17 protein-coding genes are annotated in these 17,340 nt (G+C 67.7%); 9 read left to right on the plus strand and 8 right to left on the minus strand.

Annotated features, from left to right (window positions below):
- Window positions 1–2: 2 nt before the first annotated feature.
- The gene (gene infB / locus ACFQEY_RS17255; RefSeq protein ID WP_379771055.1) at window positions 3–1,796 is read left to right on the plus strand and encodes a translation initiation factor IF-2; all 1,794 of its coding nucleotides are present in this window, start codon (window positions 3–5) and stop codon (window positions 1,794–1,796) included.
- Window positions 1,797–1,844: 48 nt separating this feature from the next.
- Here infB and ACFQEY_RS17260 read toward each other — a convergent pair whose 3' ends face one another.
- Window positions 1,845–2,645: a molybdenum-dependent transcriptional regulator gene (locus tag ACFQEY_RS17260; protein WP_379771057.1), complete on the minus strand. Its 801-nt coding sequence runs from the start codon at window positions 2,643–2,645 to the stop codon at window positions 1,845–1,847.
- Window positions 2,646–2,838: 193 nt separating this feature from the next.
- Here ACFQEY_RS17260 and ACFQEY_RS17265 point away from each other — a divergent pair, with 193 nt between their 5' ends.
- From ACFQEY_RS17265 to ACFQEY_RS17275, 3 genes are read left to right on the plus strand one after another with little or no spacing between them, the layout of a single operon-like run.
- A complete protein-coding gene (locus ACFQEY_RS17265) occupies window positions 2,839–3,819 on the plus strand; it encodes an ABC transporter substrate-binding protein (RefSeq protein WP_379771060.1) in 981 nt (326 codons plus the stop codon).
- 2 nt (window positions 3,820–3,821) lie between these two features.
- Window positions 3,822–4,538 carry an ABC transporter permease gene (locus ACFQEY_RS17270; RefSeq protein WP_379771063.1) on the plus strand — a complete coding sequence of 239 codons (717 nt, stop codon included), beginning with the start codon at window positions 3,822–3,824 and terminating at the stop codon, window positions 4,536–4,538.
- On the plus strand, window positions 4,538–5,290 hold the full coding sequence (locus ACFQEY_RS17275) for an ABC transporter ATP-binding protein (RefSeq protein WP_379771065.1): 753 nt from the start codon (window positions 4,538–4,540) through the stop codon (window positions 5,288–5,290). Before ACFQEY_RS17270 ends, ACFQEY_RS17275 begins: the two co-directional genes overlap by 1 nt.
- Before the next feature lie 23 nt (window positions 5,291–5,313).
- Here the strand turns inward: ACFQEY_RS17275 and ACFQEY_RS17280 are convergent, their stop codons facing one another.
- Both ACFQEY_RS17280 and map read right to left on the minus strand, forming a co-directional pair.
- Window positions 5,314–5,892, minus strand: a complete 579-nt coding sequence (locus tag ACFQEY_RS17280; RefSeq protein ID WP_379771067.1) for an HIT family protein — start codon at window positions 5,890–5,892, stop codon at window positions 5,314–5,316.
- Window positions 5,892–6,797: a type II methionyl aminopeptidase gene (gene map / locus ACFQEY_RS17285; protein ID WP_379771069.1), complete on the minus strand. Its 906-nt coding sequence runs from the start codon at window positions 6,795–6,797 to the stop codon at window positions 5,892–5,894. The genes ACFQEY_RS17280 and map overlap by 1 nt, the downstream gene beginning before the upstream one ends.
- Before the next feature lie 157 nt (window positions 6,798–6,954).
- On the opposite strand from map, the gene bcp reads away from it, so the two are divergent.
- Window positions 6,955–7,422: a thioredoxin-dependent thiol peroxidase gene (gene bcp / locus ACFQEY_RS17290; RefSeq protein WP_379771071.1), complete on the plus strand. Its 468-nt coding sequence runs from the start codon at window positions 6,955–6,957 to the stop codon at window positions 7,420–7,422.
- Window positions 7,423–7,482: 60 nt separating this feature from the next.
- Here the strand turns inward: bcp and ACFQEY_RS17295 are convergent, their stop codons facing one another.
- The 3 genes from ACFQEY_RS17295 to ACFQEY_RS17305 form a co-directional block, all read right to left on the minus strand.
- Entirely contained in the window at window positions 7,483–8,409 is a 927-nt protein-coding gene (locus tag ACFQEY_RS17295; protein ID WP_379771192.1) for a DMT family transporter, read from the minus strand.
- 223 nt (window positions 8,410–8,632) lie between these two features.
- Window positions 8,633–9,679, minus strand: a complete 1,047-nt coding sequence (idsA3, locus tag ACFQEY_RS17300) for a geranylfarnesyl diphosphate synthase (RefSeq protein ID WP_379771073.1) — start codon at window positions 9,677–9,679, stop codon at window positions 8,633–8,635.
- Complete coding sequence (locus ACFQEY_RS17305; RefSeq protein ID WP_379771076.1) at window positions 9,676–11,028, minus strand: RNase J family beta-CASP ribonuclease; 1,353 nt, start codon at window positions 11,026–11,028, stop codon at window positions 9,676–9,678. Before ACFQEY_RS17305 ends, idsA3 begins: the two co-directional genes overlap by 4 nt.
- Before the next feature lie 405 nt (window positions 11,029–11,433).
- On the opposite strand from ACFQEY_RS17305, the gene ACFQEY_RS17310 reads away from it, so the two are divergent.
- The 4 genes from ACFQEY_RS17310 (at window position 11,434) to ACFQEY_RS17325 (ending at window position 14,695) form a co-directional block, all read left to right on the plus strand.
- On the plus strand, window positions 11,434–11,676 hold the full coding sequence (locus tag ACFQEY_RS17310) for an LSM domain-containing protein (protein WP_379771079.1): 243 nt from the start codon (window positions 11,434–11,436) through the stop codon (window positions 11,674–11,676).
- Window positions 11,673–11,849, plus strand: coding sequence for a 50S ribosomal protein L37e (locus ACFQEY_RS17315; protein WP_379771081.1), 177 nt, complete (start codon window positions 11,673–11,675; stop codon window positions 11,847–11,849). Before ACFQEY_RS17310 ends, ACFQEY_RS17315 begins: the two co-directional genes overlap by 4 nt.
- A gap of 126 nt (window positions 11,850–11,975) precedes the next feature.
- On the plus strand, window positions 11,976–13,703 hold the full coding sequence (locus ACFQEY_RS17320) for an aldehyde ferredoxin oxidoreductase family protein (protein WP_379771084.1): 1,728 nt from the start codon (window positions 11,976–11,978) through the stop codon (window positions 13,701–13,703).
- Between the two features lie 134 nt (window positions 13,704–13,837).
- Window positions 13,838–14,695: a hypothetical protein gene (locus ACFQEY_RS17325; RefSeq protein WP_379771086.1), complete on the plus strand. Its 858-nt coding sequence runs from the start codon at window positions 13,838–13,840 to the stop codon at window positions 14,693–14,695.
- A gap of 209 nt (window positions 14,696–14,904) precedes the next feature.
- On the opposite strand, the gene ACFQEY_RS17330 is transcribed toward ACFQEY_RS17325, so the two are convergent.
- Both ACFQEY_RS17330 and ACFQEY_RS17335 read right to left on the minus strand, forming a co-directional pair.
- On the minus strand, window positions 14,905–16,446 hold the full coding sequence (locus tag ACFQEY_RS17330) for a sensor histidine kinase (RefSeq protein ID WP_379771088.1): 1,542 nt from the start codon (window positions 16,444–16,446) through the stop codon (window positions 14,905–14,907).
- A gap of 2 nt (window positions 16,447–16,448) precedes the next feature.
- Window positions 16,449–17,300, minus strand: a complete 852-nt coding sequence (locus ACFQEY_RS17335) for a DUF5806 family protein (protein ID WP_379771090.1) — start codon at window positions 17,298–17,300, stop codon at window positions 16,449–16,451.
- Between the last annotated feature and the right edge of the window lie 40 nt (window positions 17,301–17,340).

Raw genomic sequence — 17,340 nt, forward strand, 5'->3', positions numbered from 1 at the left:
TTATGACCGACCACACAAACGCGGACACCCTTCGGACGCCGATCGTCGCGGTGCTGGGCCACGTCGATCACGGCAAGACCAGTCTGCTCGACACGATCCGCGGCTCCGCCGTCAGCGAGGGCGAGGCCGGCGCGATCACCCAACACATCGGGGCGACGGACATTCCGCTCGACACGATCTCCGGGATGGCGGGCGATCTCATCGACCCGACCGACTTCGACCTCCCCGGGCTCCTCTTCATCGACACGCCCGGCCACCACTCGTTCTCGACGCTGCGCGCCCGGGGCGGCGCGCTCGCCGACATCGCGGTGCTCGTCGTCGACGTCAACGACGGATTCCAGCCGCAGACCGAAGAGGCGATCGACATCCTCCGGCGCACCGGGACCCCCTTCGTCGTCGCCGCCAACAAGGTGGACACGACGCCGGGATGGAACCCGCAGGACGGCCAGCCGATCCAACGGAGCTTGGCGGCGCAATCGGAGCGCGCCGAGTCCATGCTCAACGAGAACCTCTACGAGATCATCGGGCAGCTCTCCGACGCGGGGTTCTCCGCGGACCTCTACTGGCGCGTGCAGGACTTCCAGAAGAACATCGGCGTCGTCCCCCTCTCAGCACTCACCGGTGAGGGCGTCCCCGACCTGCTCACCGTCCTCATGGGGCTCTCTCAGCGGTTCATGAAAGAGGAGATGGCGATCGACGTGCAGGGGCCGGGGGAAGGGACGGTACTGGAGGTGAAAGACGAGCGGGGCTTCGGCGCGACCATCGACACGGTCGTGTACGACGGCGTGGTCCGCAACGGCGATCAGATCGTCGTCGGTGGGCAGGACGACCCGATCGTCACCGAGATCAGGGCTCTGCTCCAGCCGCGCCCCCTCGAAGAGATCCGCACCGAGAAGAAGTTCGAGAAGGTCGCGGAGGTCGGTGCCGCGGCCGGCGTGAAGATCGCAGCCCCGGACCTCGACCGAGCGATGGCCGGTGCGCCGGTCCGGGTGGTCCGAGACCGCCCGCTGGAGGAGGTCATCGCCGAGGTGGAAGCCGAGCTCGCGGAGATCGAGGTCGACACCGCCGAGGACGGCGTCGTCGTCAAGGCGGACACTCTCGGCTCCTTGGAGGCGATGGCGAACGCACTGCGGGAGGCGGAGGTGCCGATCCTGCGCGCGGAGGTCGGCGACATCGCGCCACGCGACATCGCCGTCGCTGAGACCGCGAATCAGGACGAGCACAAGGCCATCCTCGGGTTCAACGTCGACCTGCTGGCGAACGCGGAGTCGGAGCTGGAGAGCGCCGACGTGAAGCTGTTCACGAACGACGTGATCTACCAGCTGATCGAGGACTACGAGACGTACGTCGAGGAGAAACAGCGCGCCCAGCAGGAGACGGTGCTCGACAAGGTCGTCCGCCCCGCCCGGTTCCGCATCCTCCCCGACCACACCTTCCGCCAGAACGACCCCGCCGTCGTCGGCGTCGAGGTCATCGCCGGTACGGTCCAGAACAACCGCAACGTCGGCGTATTCGAGGGCAACGAGTTCGACCGCGTCGGCCAGCTCTCCGGGATCCAAAAGCAGGGTGACGACGTCGACGAGGCGCGCGCCGGCGAGCGCGTGAGCATCGCCATCGACGGTCCCACCGTCGGCCGCGACATCGAGGAGGGCGACACGCTCTGGACCGAAGTCCCCGAGAAGCACGCGAAGATCTTAGAACAGGAGTTAAAAGAGGAGATCACGGCCGACGAGCGCGAGGCGCTCGCGGCGTACTTGGAGACCAAGCGGAAGCGGGACCCGTTCTGGGGGAAGTGAGGAGACGGTCGTTCGGCCGACTGCGCTTGTATACCCTCCACTACCGGCTTAGTGATCCGAACCGGTCGCGTGCGCCACCACTCGCGTCGCGGTTGCCTTCCACCGGATCGCCACCTCGTCGCCCTCGTCAAGCGCCAACCGCGCCGCGCTCTCCGCCGTGATCAACACCTGAAACTCCACCTCGCCCACCGCGACACGAACCGTCGACACCGTCTCGCCGGCCTCGACGCCGACGACCGCGCCGCGCAGCCGGTTCCGGGCGCTCGTCGAATCAGGGTCGACGCGCTCGTCGCCCTTATAAATCGTCACCGCGTCCGCGCCGATCCGCACCTGGACCGCGTCGCCGGCGGCCACCCCGTCATCGTCGGCCACCCCGTCGCCGGCGTCGTCAGTCCGTTCCGCTCCGTCGTGGAGGCCGCGAACCGTGCCGACCGCGGTGTCGACGTCGGCCAGCTCGCCGTCGACGTGGGCGACCGTCCCCTCGAGCACCGTCTCGGGAACAGTCGCAGTTGCGGCCAGCACGGCCTGTAACCGGTCGTAGCGGTCGAGAAGGCCGCGACCCGCGGGCGTCAGCCGACTCCCGCCCCCGCCGGAGCCGCCGCGCCGGCGCTCGACGAGGGTGCCGAAGGCGTCCTCCAGGGACTCGATCCGCGAGAGGGCCCTCGCGCGCGAGCGGCCCAACGCCGAGGCCGCGGCCGCGACGGATCCCGTCTCGTTGATCGACCGGAGGAGTGCCGCGTCGCGCCCGTCGAACTCCGCCCCGCCCTCGATGAGCGCCGCCCGCCCGCGGCCCGCGGTTTCGGCGGCGTCGCGGCGGCCCCCCTCGTCGCCGTCTGCGGAGTCGTCCATGCGGTGACGCTCGGCCCGAAGCGTGTTGGTGCTTTCCATCGCGAAGCAATTCGCGACCGGAGCACCTCGCGGCGGGGTAACTCACGACGGGGGTACCTCGCGGCGGGAGCACCCCGCGACGGGGTACCCCTGGACTGCCCATTGGATGACGAGCGCCAGAAGTTATATCAGACGCCGGGTCAACGATGTATCTATGTCGATACAACGCCGGGGGTTCGTTGCGGCGGTCGGTGCCGGGGCGATCGCGAGCGCGGCCGGGTGTTCGACGATCGGCGGAACCGCCGACGGATCCGGTGAGTCCGACGGATCCGGCGGGTCCGGCGGAAGCGAGACCGACGCCGACCAGCCCGCCGTGGCCGGCGAGACGCTCACGCTCACGACGACGACGAGTACCTATGACACGGGGCTGCTCGACGCGATTCACACCGACTTCGAGGAGCTGTACGGCGTGTCCGTCGACGCGGTCGCCCAGGGGACGGGTGCGGCCCTCGAATCGGCGCGCAACGGCGACGCCGACGTGGTGATGGTCCACGCTCGCGGCCTCGAAGACGAGTTCCTGCGCAACGGGTACGGCGTGAACCGCCGGGACCTCATGTTCAACGACTTCGTTATCGTCGGGCCCGAGAGCGACCCGGTGGGGATTCAGGGGATGAGTTCGGCGACCGAGGCGCTCACCTCGATCGCCGACGCGGGGGAGACGTTCGTCTCGCGGGGGGACAACTCCGGAACCCACACCAAGGAGCTGAACCTCTGGGAGGCCGCGGGAACCGACCCCGGCGGCGACTGGTATCAGGAGACCGGCTCCGGGATGGGCGAGGCGCTGAACAACGCCACCCAGCAGGGCGCGTACACGCTCTCGGATCGCGGGACGTTCATCTCACAGCGCTCGGAGCTCGACCTCGTCGTCCTCGTGCAGGGACCCATCGAGGACGGCCCGGAGATCCTCGCGAACCCCTACGGGATCATGGCCGTCAACCCCGGCGTCCACGATAACGTCAACTACGACCTGGCGATGGCGTACATCGGGTGGATCACCGGTCCCGAAACGCAGGACGCGATCTCGACCTACCGGGTCGACGATGAGCAGCTGTTCTTCCCCGAGGCAGTCTCGGAGAATCCCGACTTCCAGCAGTACGTTCCGGAAGGTTGGAGTAGCGACTCGTCCGACGAGTGAGCGTGCCGATCGAATTCGTCGCACAGTTGCTCTCCCCCCTCCTCGACCTCCCGTTCAGGGACGGCTACGTCCGGAGCATCATCTACGTCTCGCTGTACGTGAGCGGCACCGCCGTGGCGCTGAGCACGCTGTTCAGCGTTCCAGTCGCCGTCCTGATCGGGTTCTCCGAGTTCCCGGGAAAGCGGTTCGTGAAGTCCGTTATCAACACGGGGATGGGATTTCCGAGCGTGGTCGTCGGCCTCGTCGTCCTCTTTGCGGTCTCGAACCAGGGACCGCTCGGATCGCTCGAACTCGTCTTTACCAGAGAGGCGATGATCATGTCGCAGTTCGTGCTCGCGACGCCGCCGATCACGGCGATCACCCTCGCGGCCGTCTCCGGGGTTGACGAGGGCGTCCGCGACGCGGCGCGCGCGCTCGGCGGAACGCGCCTCGACGCGACCCTCGTCGTCCTGAAGGAGGCGCGGTACGGGATCGCCACCGCGATCTTGGCCGGCTTCGGCCGGGCCGTCAGCGAGGTCGGATCCGTGCTCATCGTCGGCGGCAACATCACGAGCGCGGACGGGATCTCGAAGACCCGAACGCTGACGACCGCGATCCAGCTCGAAGCCCGCCAGGGGCAGTACGAGACGGCGATGGTGCTCGGCGCGGTCCTCGTCGCACTCGTGTTGATCGTCAACGCCGTGGTCGTTCACTTCGGCGACGGGGGGGTGGCTCGGTGATGCTTCGGGCGACGGACATCTCGCAGTCGTTCGGCGACGAGGACGTGTTCGAGAACCTCTCCATCGAGGTGGACGCCGGCGAGGTTCTCGGCGTCATCGGTCCCTCCGGCGTCGGCAAGACGACGCTGCTCCGGGCCCTCGCGCTCTCGCTCGAACCGGACGCGGGGACCGTCGCGCTCGGCGGTACGGACACGTGGGCCGTCGAGGAGTCCGATCGCCTCGCCATGCGTCGGCGAGTCGGGATGGTCTTCCAAGAGCCGAGCCTCTTCGACGCGTCCGTGGGACGCAACGTCGAATACGGGCTCAGGGTTCGGAGCCCGTGGACCGACCGGATCGCCGCGGCGCTGGGTCTCGCGGACACTCCCGACGCCGTTCGAGAGTCGCTCGACGTCGTCGGGCTGACGGAGAAGACGAATCAGCACGCCGACTCGCTCTCGGGCGGGGAGGCCCAGCGCGTGTCGTTCGCCCGCGCGCTGGCGTACGATCCGGACGTACTGCTGCTCGACGAGCCCACGTCGGACCTGGACCCGCGGAACACCGCGGTCATCGAGGAGGCGATCGACGAGGCTCGAAACAGAGGAATCGGCGTCGTCGTGGCGACACACGACATGCACCAGGCCGAACGCGTCGCCGACCGCGTCGCGGTGCTGCTCGACGAGGGCATCACTGAGGTCGGCCCGACCAACGTGATATTTGAGGATCCCTCCGACGAGCGCACTCGGAAGTTCATCGCCGGCGAACTGGTGTACTGACGGGCACGCGGCGCTTCCGGGACTCAGTCGTCGCCTTCGATCGCGAACCCGCCGAGATCGAAGGCAAGTTCGACCGCGTCGCCGGCCTCGGCGTCGCCCGCGTCGACCACGTCGTCGCCGGCGGCGAACCCGGCGTGGAGGTGCTCGTACGTGCGGTCGACCGCTTCCACGATAACCTTCGTCTCGCCCGTCACGGGCATGAAGTTCGTGTCGCCGTTCCACCGCGGGACGACGTGGGTGTGGAGGTGGTCGATCGAACCGCCGGCGGCCGATCCGCCGAGGTTCTGGCCGGTGTTTACCCCGTCGGGGTCCACGTCGCGGCGCAACGCCGCGAGCGTCGCCGCCTTCAGCCGCGCGTGGTCGAACAGCGTCGCGTCGTCGAGGTCGGTCGGATCCTCGTGATGCGCGCGGGGGATCACCATCGCGTGGCCGGGGTTGTACGGCGCGTTGTTCAACAGGACGTAGTTGCGATCGCTGTACGCGACGATCCGCGACTCGCGGTCGTCCTCGCGTTCAGGAAGGACGCAGAACGGACAGCCGTCGATAGGGTCCGCGTCGCGTTCGACCCACTCGATCCGCCACGGCGCGTAGATCCGGTCCATCAGTCGAAGTCGTGGATCCCCGCGGTCGTCACCTCGACGCCGTCGTCGGTGACCAGCAGGGTGTGCTCGGCCTGGCTGACCAGGGCGTCGTCGTCCTCCTTCAAGACTGGATATCCCTTGACCGCGTTCGCCTGCTTCAGCCGGCGAAGGGCCATCCCGACGCGGTCGCCGTCGAGCCATCGCGCCGCGAACGGGAGGTCGTCGAACGCCTCGATCTCCGCTAACGCCTGCCGCGCCCGGCGGTCGCGCACGCTCGCGGAGCCCTGTCGCTCGAATATCTCCTCGTCGGTCCCCTCGCCGACCTTCCCGCGGCCGTCGGTGGCGAACGGCTCGATGGCGACCGCCTGCCCCGGCTCCAGCTCGGTGGAGCGCTCGACGCCGCGGTTCGGGATCGTCGGTCCCGTGTGCGCGTCGTACCGCTCGACGCCGTGGCCTGAGAGGTTCAAGACCGGGGTGTAGCCGTACCCGCGGATCACGTCCTCGATCGCCTTCCCCACGACGCCGACCTCGACGCCCGGTCCCGCCTCGTCGACAGCGGCTTCCAGCGCCATCTCGGCGGCCTCGACAAGCTCCGGGGTACCCGTGTGGTCGACGGTCACCGCGGCGTCGGCGATGTAGCCGTCCACGTGGACGCCGACGTCGAGACACACCATCTCCTCGCCGAACTCCGTCTCGTCGTCGCGGCTCGGGGTGGCGTGGGACGCCTCGGGATCGACGCTGATGTTGACCGGGAATGCGAGGCCCGCGCCCTGCTCCCGGATGAAGTCCTCCGTCCACTCGGCCACCTCGAGGTGCGTCCGTCCCGGCTCAACCATCTCGCGGGCCTCGTTCATCGCCTCGACCAACACCGCACCGGCCTCCCGGTAGCTCTCGACTACGTCGTCGTCCAGCGGTCCGTGACTCATGAGGTCCGGTTCGGCGACCCGCCGCAAAGAGGTTGCGGCCGACGCCGGCTGCGACCGCAGTCCTGCGGGCGATCGGCGTGAAGTCGAAGTGACGGTCATCGTACACGACCACGCAACCGGACCGAACGCCTAAGAGGGCCGCGTGACCAGTAACGGTATGCTCGACCCCGGCGATCCCGCGCCCGCGATCGCGCTTCCCGACCAGCACGGCGACACCGTTTCCGTCGACCCCGCGGCCGCGCGCTACACGGTCGTCTACTTCTACCCCCGGGCCGACACCCCGGGCTGTACGACAGAGGCCTGCGGATTCCGCGACGAGTGGGAGGCCTTCGAGGACGCCGATATCGCCGTCGTCGGGATCAGCGACGACCCCGTCGAGGACCTCGAACCGTTCGCCGAGAAGTACGACCTCCCGTTCAGCCTGCTGTCCGATTCCGACGGCGAGGTCGCCGGCGCGTACGACTCCTACGGCGAAAAGACCATGTTCGGAAACACCTTCGACGGCGTGTTCCGGAACACGTACGTGATCGACCCGGACGGGACGATCGTGCTGGCGTACGAGGGCGTCTCGCCCGAGGACCACGCGGTCGAGATCGTCGAGGACATCGCGGCGCTGGACGACTGAGTGGGTCAGCGCAGCGATCCTGCGACCCGCACCGTCAGAACAGCCCGTCGACCCACACCATCAGAACAGCCCGCCGACCCGGGCGAGGAGCTTCGGCACCTCCGTCGCGATCGCGTGCCGTTTGAGGAGACCGAACCCGACGACGATGACGGCGAATCCGACGACCGTCATCGGGGTCACGGGCTCGGCGAGCAGGAGTGCGCCGGCGACGGTGGCGACCACCGGAACGACGTACGAGACGAGGTTTATCTCGAACGCCCCCAGCCGGCCGAGCAGCGTGAAGTAGATGGAGTACGCCACCGCCGACGCCAACACCCCGAGGAACAGCAGCGCCCCGAGCGCCGGAAGCGCCGTCGACGGGAGCTGTTGGGGCTCGCCGAGGCCGACGCTGAACCCGTGGATCAACATCGCGCCGAACAACATCGCCCAGCCGGTGAGCGCGATGCTGGAGAAACTCGTCTCCACGGTTCTGAGACCGACGCTCCCCACCGCGACGGCGATCACGCCGATCGAGATGAGCCCGACGCCAATCGTGACGCCGCCGACCAGGTTCGCGGGATCCGGTTGGGCGACGAGGCCGACGCCGACGAACGCCAGCACCACACCGATCACGCCGCGCGCGTCGAGGTTCGACCCGCCGATCCAGAGGGCGGCGACCGCAGCGGTCGCGATTGGGACGAGGCTGTAGGTGATCGAAGCGATTCCGCTCGTCGTGTACTGCTGGCCGACGAATAGCAGGGAGTTGTTGACCGCAACTGAAAGCCCCCCGCTGAACCCGATCGCGGCCACGTCGCCGCGGGTTCGGGGGAGCGGACCGCTCTCGGTGACGAGGGCGTACGAGACGAGCGCGAGCGCCGCCACGTCGAACCGATACGCGGCGTACAACACCGGCGGGTAGTAGTCGAGCCCGACCTCGATGGCAATGAAGGAGCCGCCCCAAAGCAGCGCGAGCAGAAAGAACAGGACGACGTCTCGGTACCGGGACACTATCTGACGAACGCGGCCCGCCGATAAAGCGGTGTCCGTTGCGGACGACCGTTCCGGAAACGCGGCGTTCCGTCCGAAGATCCTGTCCCGTCTCGGGGCGGTGATCACGGCCGCCGTCGCGCTCGTCGCGGTCGTCGCCGCCGTCCCATCGTCGCGATCGTCGCGGTCGTCGCCGCCATCGCGGTCGCGCTCACCGTCGCCGCGCCCTCGTCGTTGCAACCGGTCAGTAGCCGCGGACGATCAGGTAGTCTGCGAGATCTTCGAGCAGGCCGCGGGAGCCGCTCTCCGGGAGCAGTTCGAGGTGCTCTTTCGACCGCTCGGTGAGATCTTCCGCGGTTTCGCGGGCGTACTCGATAGATCCCGCCGCTTCGAGGGTGGCTACCGCGTCGTCGATCGCGGACTCCGTCACCTCGGCAGGCGTCTCCGCGTCGACGAGCGCGTCGACGTCGACGCCCTCCTGACGGGCGTGGAGGGTGATGAGCGTCTCTTTCCCCTCGACGAGATCGGAGCCGCGCTGCTTGCCGAGATCCTCGGAGGGAACCGTCAGATCGAGAACATCGTCCTGGATCTGGAAGGCCCGTCCGGAGTCGATCCCGTACCGGTAGAGCGCGTCGACGACGTCTTCGCCCGCGCCGAGCAGGAGGGCGGGCGTCGCGGCCGACGCGCCGTACAGGACCGCCGTCTTCAACTCGACCATCTCCAGGTACTCCTCGGGGAGGATGTCGTCGCGCGACTCGAAGGCGACGTCGAGCGCCTGTCCCTCGCAGATCTCCGTGCAGGTCGACGCGAGCATCCGCATCGCCTCCAACCCGTTCGCCGGGGCCGCGCCGGTCTCCGTCATGAACTCGAACGCCTTCGAGTAGAGCGTGTCGCCGGCGAGAATCGCCGTCGAGATGTCGTACTGCTCGTGGACGGCAGGGACACCGCGCCGGAGCGCGTCCTCGTCCATGATGTCGTCGTGGATCAGCGTGAACGACTGGATCACCTCGATGGCGACCGCCGCGCGCATCACGTCGACGGGGCCACCGTCGAGCGACGGAAACTCGCGGAAGTCGGCGTCCATCGGCTCGGTCCCCGTGACCGCCTCGGCGGCCAGCGTCGCCACCGTGGGGCGGAGCCGCTTCCCGCCGGCTTCGAGGATGTACCGCGTCGCCTCGTAGAGCCGCTCCGGGTGCTCTACCGGCAGCTCTTCGTCGATAGCGGCGTTGACGAGTTCACGCCGCTCGCGGATGGCTTCCAGCACCCGCGCCTCCTTCGTCTCGCTCGTCATTCGACGAGCTGGATCGTGCCGCCGTTCTGCGTGACGTGGATGTCACGTCCGAGCTTGTACCCCTGCGAGGTCGCGAGGTTCACGTACGGCGACCGGCCCGGAAGCGTCTGGTGACCAGGGATGAGGTGCTGCGGCTGGAGCGCCTGGAGCATCTCGTAGTGGCCCTCCTCGCGGAGGTGCCCGGAGACGTGAATGTCGTCGTAGATGCGCGCGCCCTGCATCCGGAGCAGCTGTTCGGACTGGTAGCGCTGCCCCTCGTTTGTCGGCTCCGGGATGACGCTCGCGCTGAAGACGACCTTGTCGCCGTCGTCCAGTTCGTACGGGGTCTCGCCGCGACCCATGCGGGTCAACATCGCGCGCGGCTCGCCCTGGTGGCCCGTCACGATGGGGAGGAAGTTCCCCTTCCCCTCCTTCATGATGCGCTTGAACGCGCGGTCGACGGACTTCCGATGGCCGTACATGCCGACGTCGCCCTGGAAGTCGACGAAGTCGAGTCGTTCCGCGGTGCCGGAGTACTTCTCCATCGAGCGCCCGAGCAGGACCGGCTGTCGGCCAATCTCGCGGGCGTACTCGACGAGGGTCTTCACGCGAGCGATGTGGGAGGAGAACGTCGTGGCGACGATGCCGCCGGAGTAGTCCTCCATCGAGGTGAGCGTGTCGTGGACGTGCTTTTTCGCGTACGACTCCGAGGGAGTCCGACCCTTGCGGCCCGCGTTCGTGCAGTCCTCGATGTAACAGAGGACGCCCTCGTCCTGTCGACCTATCTCGCGGAAGCGGTCCATGTCGATCGGGTCGCCGATGACGGGCGTGTGGTCCAGTCGTTTGTCGAGCCCGTAGACGATTGCGCCCTCAGGCGTGTGGAGAACCGGGTTGATCGCGTCGATGATCGAGTGGGTGACGTTGACGAACTCCATTTCGACCTGCTCGGAGTCGCCGATCCGCATCGTGCCGCCCGCCTCCATCTTCACGAGGTCGTTGTCGACGTGGAATTTCCCCTCGTCGTCGATCTGCTGTTTGACGAGCTCGATCGTGTACGGCGAGCCGACGATGGGCGCGTCGTACCGGTGTGCGAGCTTCGGGATGCCAGCGATGTGGTCGAGGTGGCCGTGGGTGGGGACGATCGCCTGTACGTCGCCCTCCAGTTCGCTCATGACGCGGTCGTCCGGGATCGCGCCCATGTCGATCAGGTCGAGGCTGTGCATGCTTTCGGTCTCCACGTTGTCGTGGATGAGGACCTTACTGAGATTCAGGCCCATGTCGAAGATGACGATGTCCTCGCCCGCTCGAACCGCCGTCATCTGTCGACCGACCTCTTCGTAACCGCCGAGTGTCGCAATTTCGATTTCCATGATTTGTCGATATCGAACGCCTGATCGGCGTCCATCACTGAAACCCCGCAAGGAGCCGTTCTGCGCTACATCCGACCGTGCGTCGTTGAGGCCCCGCTACGGCCGAGCCAACGTCGACTCACCGTGTCCCGCGGGAGTGTGGTATCTGGAGATACAGGTGCCCGTGTTAAAAACACCCGGGTTCGGCCGTGCCCGCGCGGTCGTTCGCGCTCGCGAGCGTGATTCTCCAGATCTGTCATCGGTCGCATCGTCGGTCACATCATCGACCTCATCATCGGTCTCGACTTCTCCGATCTGGCTCGCCCACGATCAACTTCTCCGATCTGGCTCGCCCACGAGATCCTCGCCCACGAGACACTCTTCGTCCCGGTATTTTTAATAGCGCGACGGGCGGCGGTATGAACAATGAGTGGACGACCCCTCGACGTGCTCGAAGCGTCGCTCGAGGAGCCGGTGACGGTACACCTGAAGGACGGTACGACCTACTACGGCGTGCTGGCCGGATACGACCAGCACATGAACATCGTCATCGAGCCGGAGCCCGGCGTCGACGACCGCGTCGACGGCGATCTCGACGGCGAGTTCGCCGTCGCAATCGAAGACACAACGATTATACGCGGCGATAACGTCGTCACCATCAAAGCATGACCGGCTCCGGAACGCCCTCTCAAGGGAAAAAGAACAAGACGGTTCACGTGAAGTGCCGCCGCTGCGGCGAGAAGTCCTACCACACGAAAAAGGAGCGCTGCTCCTCCTGCGGCTTCGGGAAGTCTGCGAAGCGACGCGGCTACTCATGGCAGTCGAAGAACGGCGATAACTGACGACCTTCGCATCATTCTGTTTCTCGCGTCGATTCGGTAGCTGTGCGCGTCGCCGTCGGCTGTCGCAGACGACATCGGATCCGCCTCCACCCGGAGTTTTATCGCCGTTCCGTCTCAGATACGTGTATGAGACACGCGCAGGGACCGCTCCTCACGATCGACCTCGCCGATCGGTCGGCGTCGACGGCGGCGATCGACGACCGACTCGCCGAATTCGCTGGCGGCCGCGGACTCAACACCTCACTCGCGTACGATCGGATCCCGTTCGACGCCGATCCGCTCGGTCCGGAGAATCGGCTCTACCTCTCGACGGGACCGATGCAGTACTCGACGACCTCGTACACCGGTCGGATGGCGGCGACCGGTCTCTCGCCGCTCACGAACGGCCTCCTGTCGTCGAACGCCGGCGGGTTCCTCTCGCGGAATTTCACCGGTGCGGGGTACGCCGCCGTCGAACTCGTCGGCGATAGCGACGAACTGCTCGCGGTTCACGTCCGCGAAATCGGCGCTGACGGCGTCCCCACCGTCGAGTTCGAATCGGTGCCGGATCTGGAGCAGGCGGAGGTGTCCGCCGTCTCCGACCGGTTCGCCGAGAGTCACGGCGTGGGGGCCGAGCACGTCGCCTGTGTCGGTCCGGCCGGCGAGAACGGCGTGCGGTTCGCGTCGATCATGACCTCCGACACGCGGGCGTTCGGCCGCGGCGGACTCGGGGCGGTCCTCGGCGCGAAGGGCGTGAAGGCGCTCACGTTCGACGGGTCCGCCGACGCCGCGATCGACCTGGACTGGCCGGACGAGGCCGGCGAGATCCACCGCGAGGCGGCGACCTCCGACTCGATCATGAAACGGCAGGGCACCGCGAGCGTGACGGAGCTGGCGAACGAGGTGGGCGCGCTCCCCTCGTACTACTTCTCCGAGACGTCCTTCGAGGGCGTCGAGGGGATCTCCGGCGACCGCGTCGAGGAGAAGAAGTACAAGAAGGGAACCTGCTCCAGCTGCGCGTTCGCCTGCAAGCTCCCGACCCGCGACGAGGAGGCGGGCGTGGAGACGGAAGGGCCCGAGTTCGAGACCGTGATGGCGTTCGGATCGAACGCCGGCGTCGACGACGTGGTCGACGTGATGCGCGCGAACGAGCTGTGCGACGAACTCGGCATGGACACCATCTCCTGTGGCGACGTCGTCTCGATGTTCCTGGAGTCCGAAGACGAGTTCGGAAACGCCGGCCTCGTCCGGTCGATCGTCGAACAGATCGCCTATCGGGAGGGCGTCGGCGACAAGCTCGCGGAGGGGGTCCACCGCGCCCACGAGGAGTTCGGAGCCGACGACTGGACCGTGAAGGGGCTGCCCTTCTCCGGACACGACGGTCGGAAACTGAACGGACAGGGCCTCGCGTTCGCCACCGCGAACCGCGGCGCGGACCACATGTACGGCGAGTTCTACCCGTACGAGTACCCGCTCGTCGACCAGGAGGACGCGCTCGACCCGAGTGGACTGGACGGAAAACCGCCGATGCTCGTCGAAAAGGAGAACCGCAACGCGATTCTCGACTCCGCGGTCGTCTGCAAGTTCTCTCGGGGGGTCATCTCCGACGACCAGCTCGCGGCCCTGCTCAACGCGACGTACGACGACCTGCTCGACCTCGGCGCGCGCGTCGTAGAACTGGAGCGCGCGTTCAACAACGCTCGCGGGTTCGACCGCGAGGACGACACCGTCCCGTACGCGGACGCCATCGACGGCTTCGAGGAGGGACTCTCGGAGTACTACGCGCTCCGCGGCTGGAACGAGGACGGGACCGTTCCCGGCCACGGCGACGCCGACCGCGACGGCCTCGGCGGCGGCGCTGCGGCGGGCGACTGACGCGCTCTCGCGGCGGACAAGCGTCTCTCGAGGCCGCAACAGCCGAGTCGTCCCGAACACCGCAACTGCCGAACACACAAACGCGCATTTGTGTTTTCAGTGATGCTTTTGGGCGGCCCGTTCGAGGTCCGCGTATGAACAGACGCTCGTTTCTCGTCGGCGCGGGCTGCGCGGCGGGGTCGCTCTCCGGGTGCACCGACCTCGCCGGACGCGCCGACGCCGAGGTCGCAGAGCGCGACCTTCCGGACCGCCCAGAGGGGCTCACGCCCGAGTCGGTCGCCGCCTACGTCGCCGACTACGAGGAGGTCCGCGCGCACAACTCACATGCCGCCGACGGGGCCGCGGAGGTGACGATCGACGCGACCGCCACCTTCGATCACGCCGCCGGGGACGACCACGTCGCCACGGCTCAACACGCCGGCACGGTGTACCACGAGAACGACGAGGGCGTTCGATCCGTCGGCGAAGTGTACTCCGAGCCGACGCCGTACCTCGTGTCGCCGGAGCGAACCCTCTCGATGGACGTGGACCGCCGGACCGTCGGAGACGGCGATCGAGAATCAGGCGACGATGACGACCGAGAGCCCGCCGGCGACGAGTCGACGTCCCCGCCGCTCGGGGTCCGCCTCCTCAACGTTACCGGCGAGCCCAGAGAGGTGGTCGTGACGGTGACCCGTACGGACCCCATCGACGACGGCGAAGACGGGTCGGCGGACGACGCCGAGGGAGCCGCAGCCGACGACGATGCCGAAGCCGAGACGGTCGCCGAAGTCGACACCGCGGTCGCCGCCGAATCGGCCGTGGTGCTCGCCTCGATCGCGAACGTCCGGGGCGGGTACCATGTGATCGCTCGCATGGAAGACAACGGCGTGACCGGCGAGGGTCGGATCGAGGTCGGCCTCCCGAGCGCCGACCGCGATCCGAACGTCGACGTCGTGATCGACGACGCGGGGATCTCGACGTGGCACCTCCCCTCGTTCGACGGGATCTGAGCCCCGGCGTCGGAGGTTGGGCAGAGGGATCGGTCGAGGCTGTCGGCGCAGTCGAGGCTGTCGGCGCGGTCGATCACTCTCGGAACTGGACTGATCGCCCAAGACGACCAATCGTCGTCGCGGTCACCGCGGTCGTCTCGATCGTCTCGGTCGTCTCAGCCGTCTCGGTCGTCTCGGCCGTCTCGGTCGTCTCGGCCGTGCGGTGGGGTTCAGTCCGAATCCGCCGGCGTCGCGGAGTCGACACCGCGAAATTCGAAGCGCGCACCGCCACCGGCGGCGTCGGCGAGTTCGACCGTCCAGCCGTGCGCGTCGGCGACTTCGGTGACGATCTTCAGTCCGAATCCGGTTCCGTCGGGGTCGGTCGTCACTCCCGCTTCGAACACGTCGTCGCGCCGGTCGACCGGGATCCCCGGGCCGTCGTCGGCGACGTAGAACCCCCGTCCGTCGTCGAGGGGGCCGACCTCGACGCGAACCGCATCGCCCCCGTGGGTGACGGCGTTGGCGAACAGGTTCTCGAGGGCCTGTCGCAGTCGGCTCCGGTCGGCGCGGAATCGGAGGTCCTCGCGGACGGCGAACTCGGCCGCCCCGGTGTCGACGTTCCACCAGGATTCCTCGGCGAGCGAGGAGAGGGAGATCGGTTCGGTCTCGTCGATCGCTGAGCCCTGCCGTGCGAGCGTCAGCATGTCCTCGACGAGCGCCTCCATCCGATCGAGCGACCGAGCGACGGTGTCGATCACCGTCGTGTCCTCGTGCTCTTCCTCGAAGCGGTCGCGAACCCTGTCGAGATTCCCCGTCGCGACGTTGAGCGGGTTCCGGAGGTCGTGCGAAACGAGGCTGGCGAACTCCTCCAGCCGGTCGCGCTCGCGAGCGATCTCCGCTTCGCGCTCGCGGAGCTGTCGCTCGCGCTCGATCCGAACGAACACCATCGTCACGGTCGCGGCCCAGAGCCGGGCCACGGCCAGGTCCGATTCTTCGAACGCGCCCGGCTCCGTATCGCCGACGTTGATGACGCCGTAGCGACCGAGGGGGAGCACGAGTTCGCTCCGGATCTGCGAGTTCGGGTTGTGGCGGTTCGGGTCGCTGTGGGTGTCGGCGACGTACTCCGGGTCGCCGGATTCGAACACCTCCCACGAGATGCTGGATTCGTCGGCACCGAAGGTCGGGTGATCGCCGATGAGGTCGTCCGCCGCCTCGGTCCACACGACCGGCTCGAGGCGGGTCCGGCCCTCGTCGTACAGCCACATCGCCGCGATCGGATGCCCGAGCACGTCCTCGACGTAATCCACCGCCGCCTCCGCCGCGACCTCCCGATCGGTCGTCTTCAGGAGGTTCTGTGTCGCCTCGTGGAGCGCTTCCAGGGTCTCGGTCCGCCGGTGGAGCTCCGCCTGCTCCGCCCGCTCCGCCTTGATGTCGACGAGCGTGACGACGAGGTACGTCTCGCCGTCCTGCTCGAAGGGGCCGAGGCTGACAGTAACGGGGACCTCGGTCCCGTTCGCGCGACACGCGTTGAGATCGAGACTCGCGGCCATCGAGCGCGGCGCGGGATCGGTGACGTAGCGGTGGAGCTCCTGACCGGCAGCGCCGTCGTCGGGGTCGTACACGAGCGACTCGAACTGGGCCCCTTCAAGCTCTGCGGGGGCGTATCCGAGCACCGATTCGACGCGCGCGTTCGCGGCGCGGACGACGCCGTCGCCGTCGACGATCACCACCGCGTCTGGGAGCCCGCCGAGCGCCTTCGGAAATCGGTCCACTGCTACTCCTCGCTTGGCTCGTGAATGTGCCCGCACTCCGGACAGCGAACCTCCTCCCCCCGGAGGTCGGCCGAGGAGGTGCGTACCTCGCGCATCACCTCGCTGATCCGGTCTTCGGCCTCCAGCTCGTCGGCGACGGCGAGGTCGACGCCCTCGACCTCCAGGAGGAACTTCGCGACCTCCGTCACCTCGTACATCATCTCGTCCAAGTCCTCCGCGGTGAAAAAGCCGGACATCGCGCCGTAGAGGAACGTCGCGCCCGCCTTCGTCACCTTCTCTTCGAAGGAGTACCGCGCCTGATTGACCGCCTGCGGCGTGTACGTGTCGGTCATGAAGGGGACCAACTCTGGGAGGTTCTCGCCGATCTTCGTCATCTCGACGCCCGTTTCGGTGCGGAAGTCGGCACAGAGCCGCGCGATCGCCCACTCCCGGGCCGTGATGTACGTTCGGTCCCGAAGGAACTCGTTGACGCGCTCGTAGCGCGCGCCGTCCATCTTCTTGAATCGTTCGTACTTGCGGACCTCGGGGGGAACCGCGTCGTCGGTCTCGCCGTCGACCCCGTCGCCCGCGTCCACCTCGTTGCTCTCGCCGTCGACCCCGTCGCCCGCGTCCACCTCGTCGCTCTCGCCGTCGACCTCGTCGCCCGCGTCCACCTCGTCGCTCTCGCCGTCGACTGACGCTCCGGTTCCGATCGGGCCCGCGCCGTCGGCCTCGACGGCCGATCTCGAATCACCGCGCTCATCGGGTCCGTCGGGCGGTTCCGTCGATTCCCCGACGGTGCTCGCCGGCTCGCCGGCGGAGTCCGATCCCTCGGCGTCGGAATCATCCGACGCGGGATCGGTGTGATCGTTCATATCTTTAGTAACCTTACCCCCAAATAAAAGGGTTGTCGGT

This window comes from Halorubrum trueperi, assembly GCF_042662525.1.
In the GTDB taxonomy this organism is placed as follows: Archaea; Halobacteriota; Halobacteria; order Halobacteriales; family Haloferacaceae; genus Halorubrum; species Halorubrum trueperi.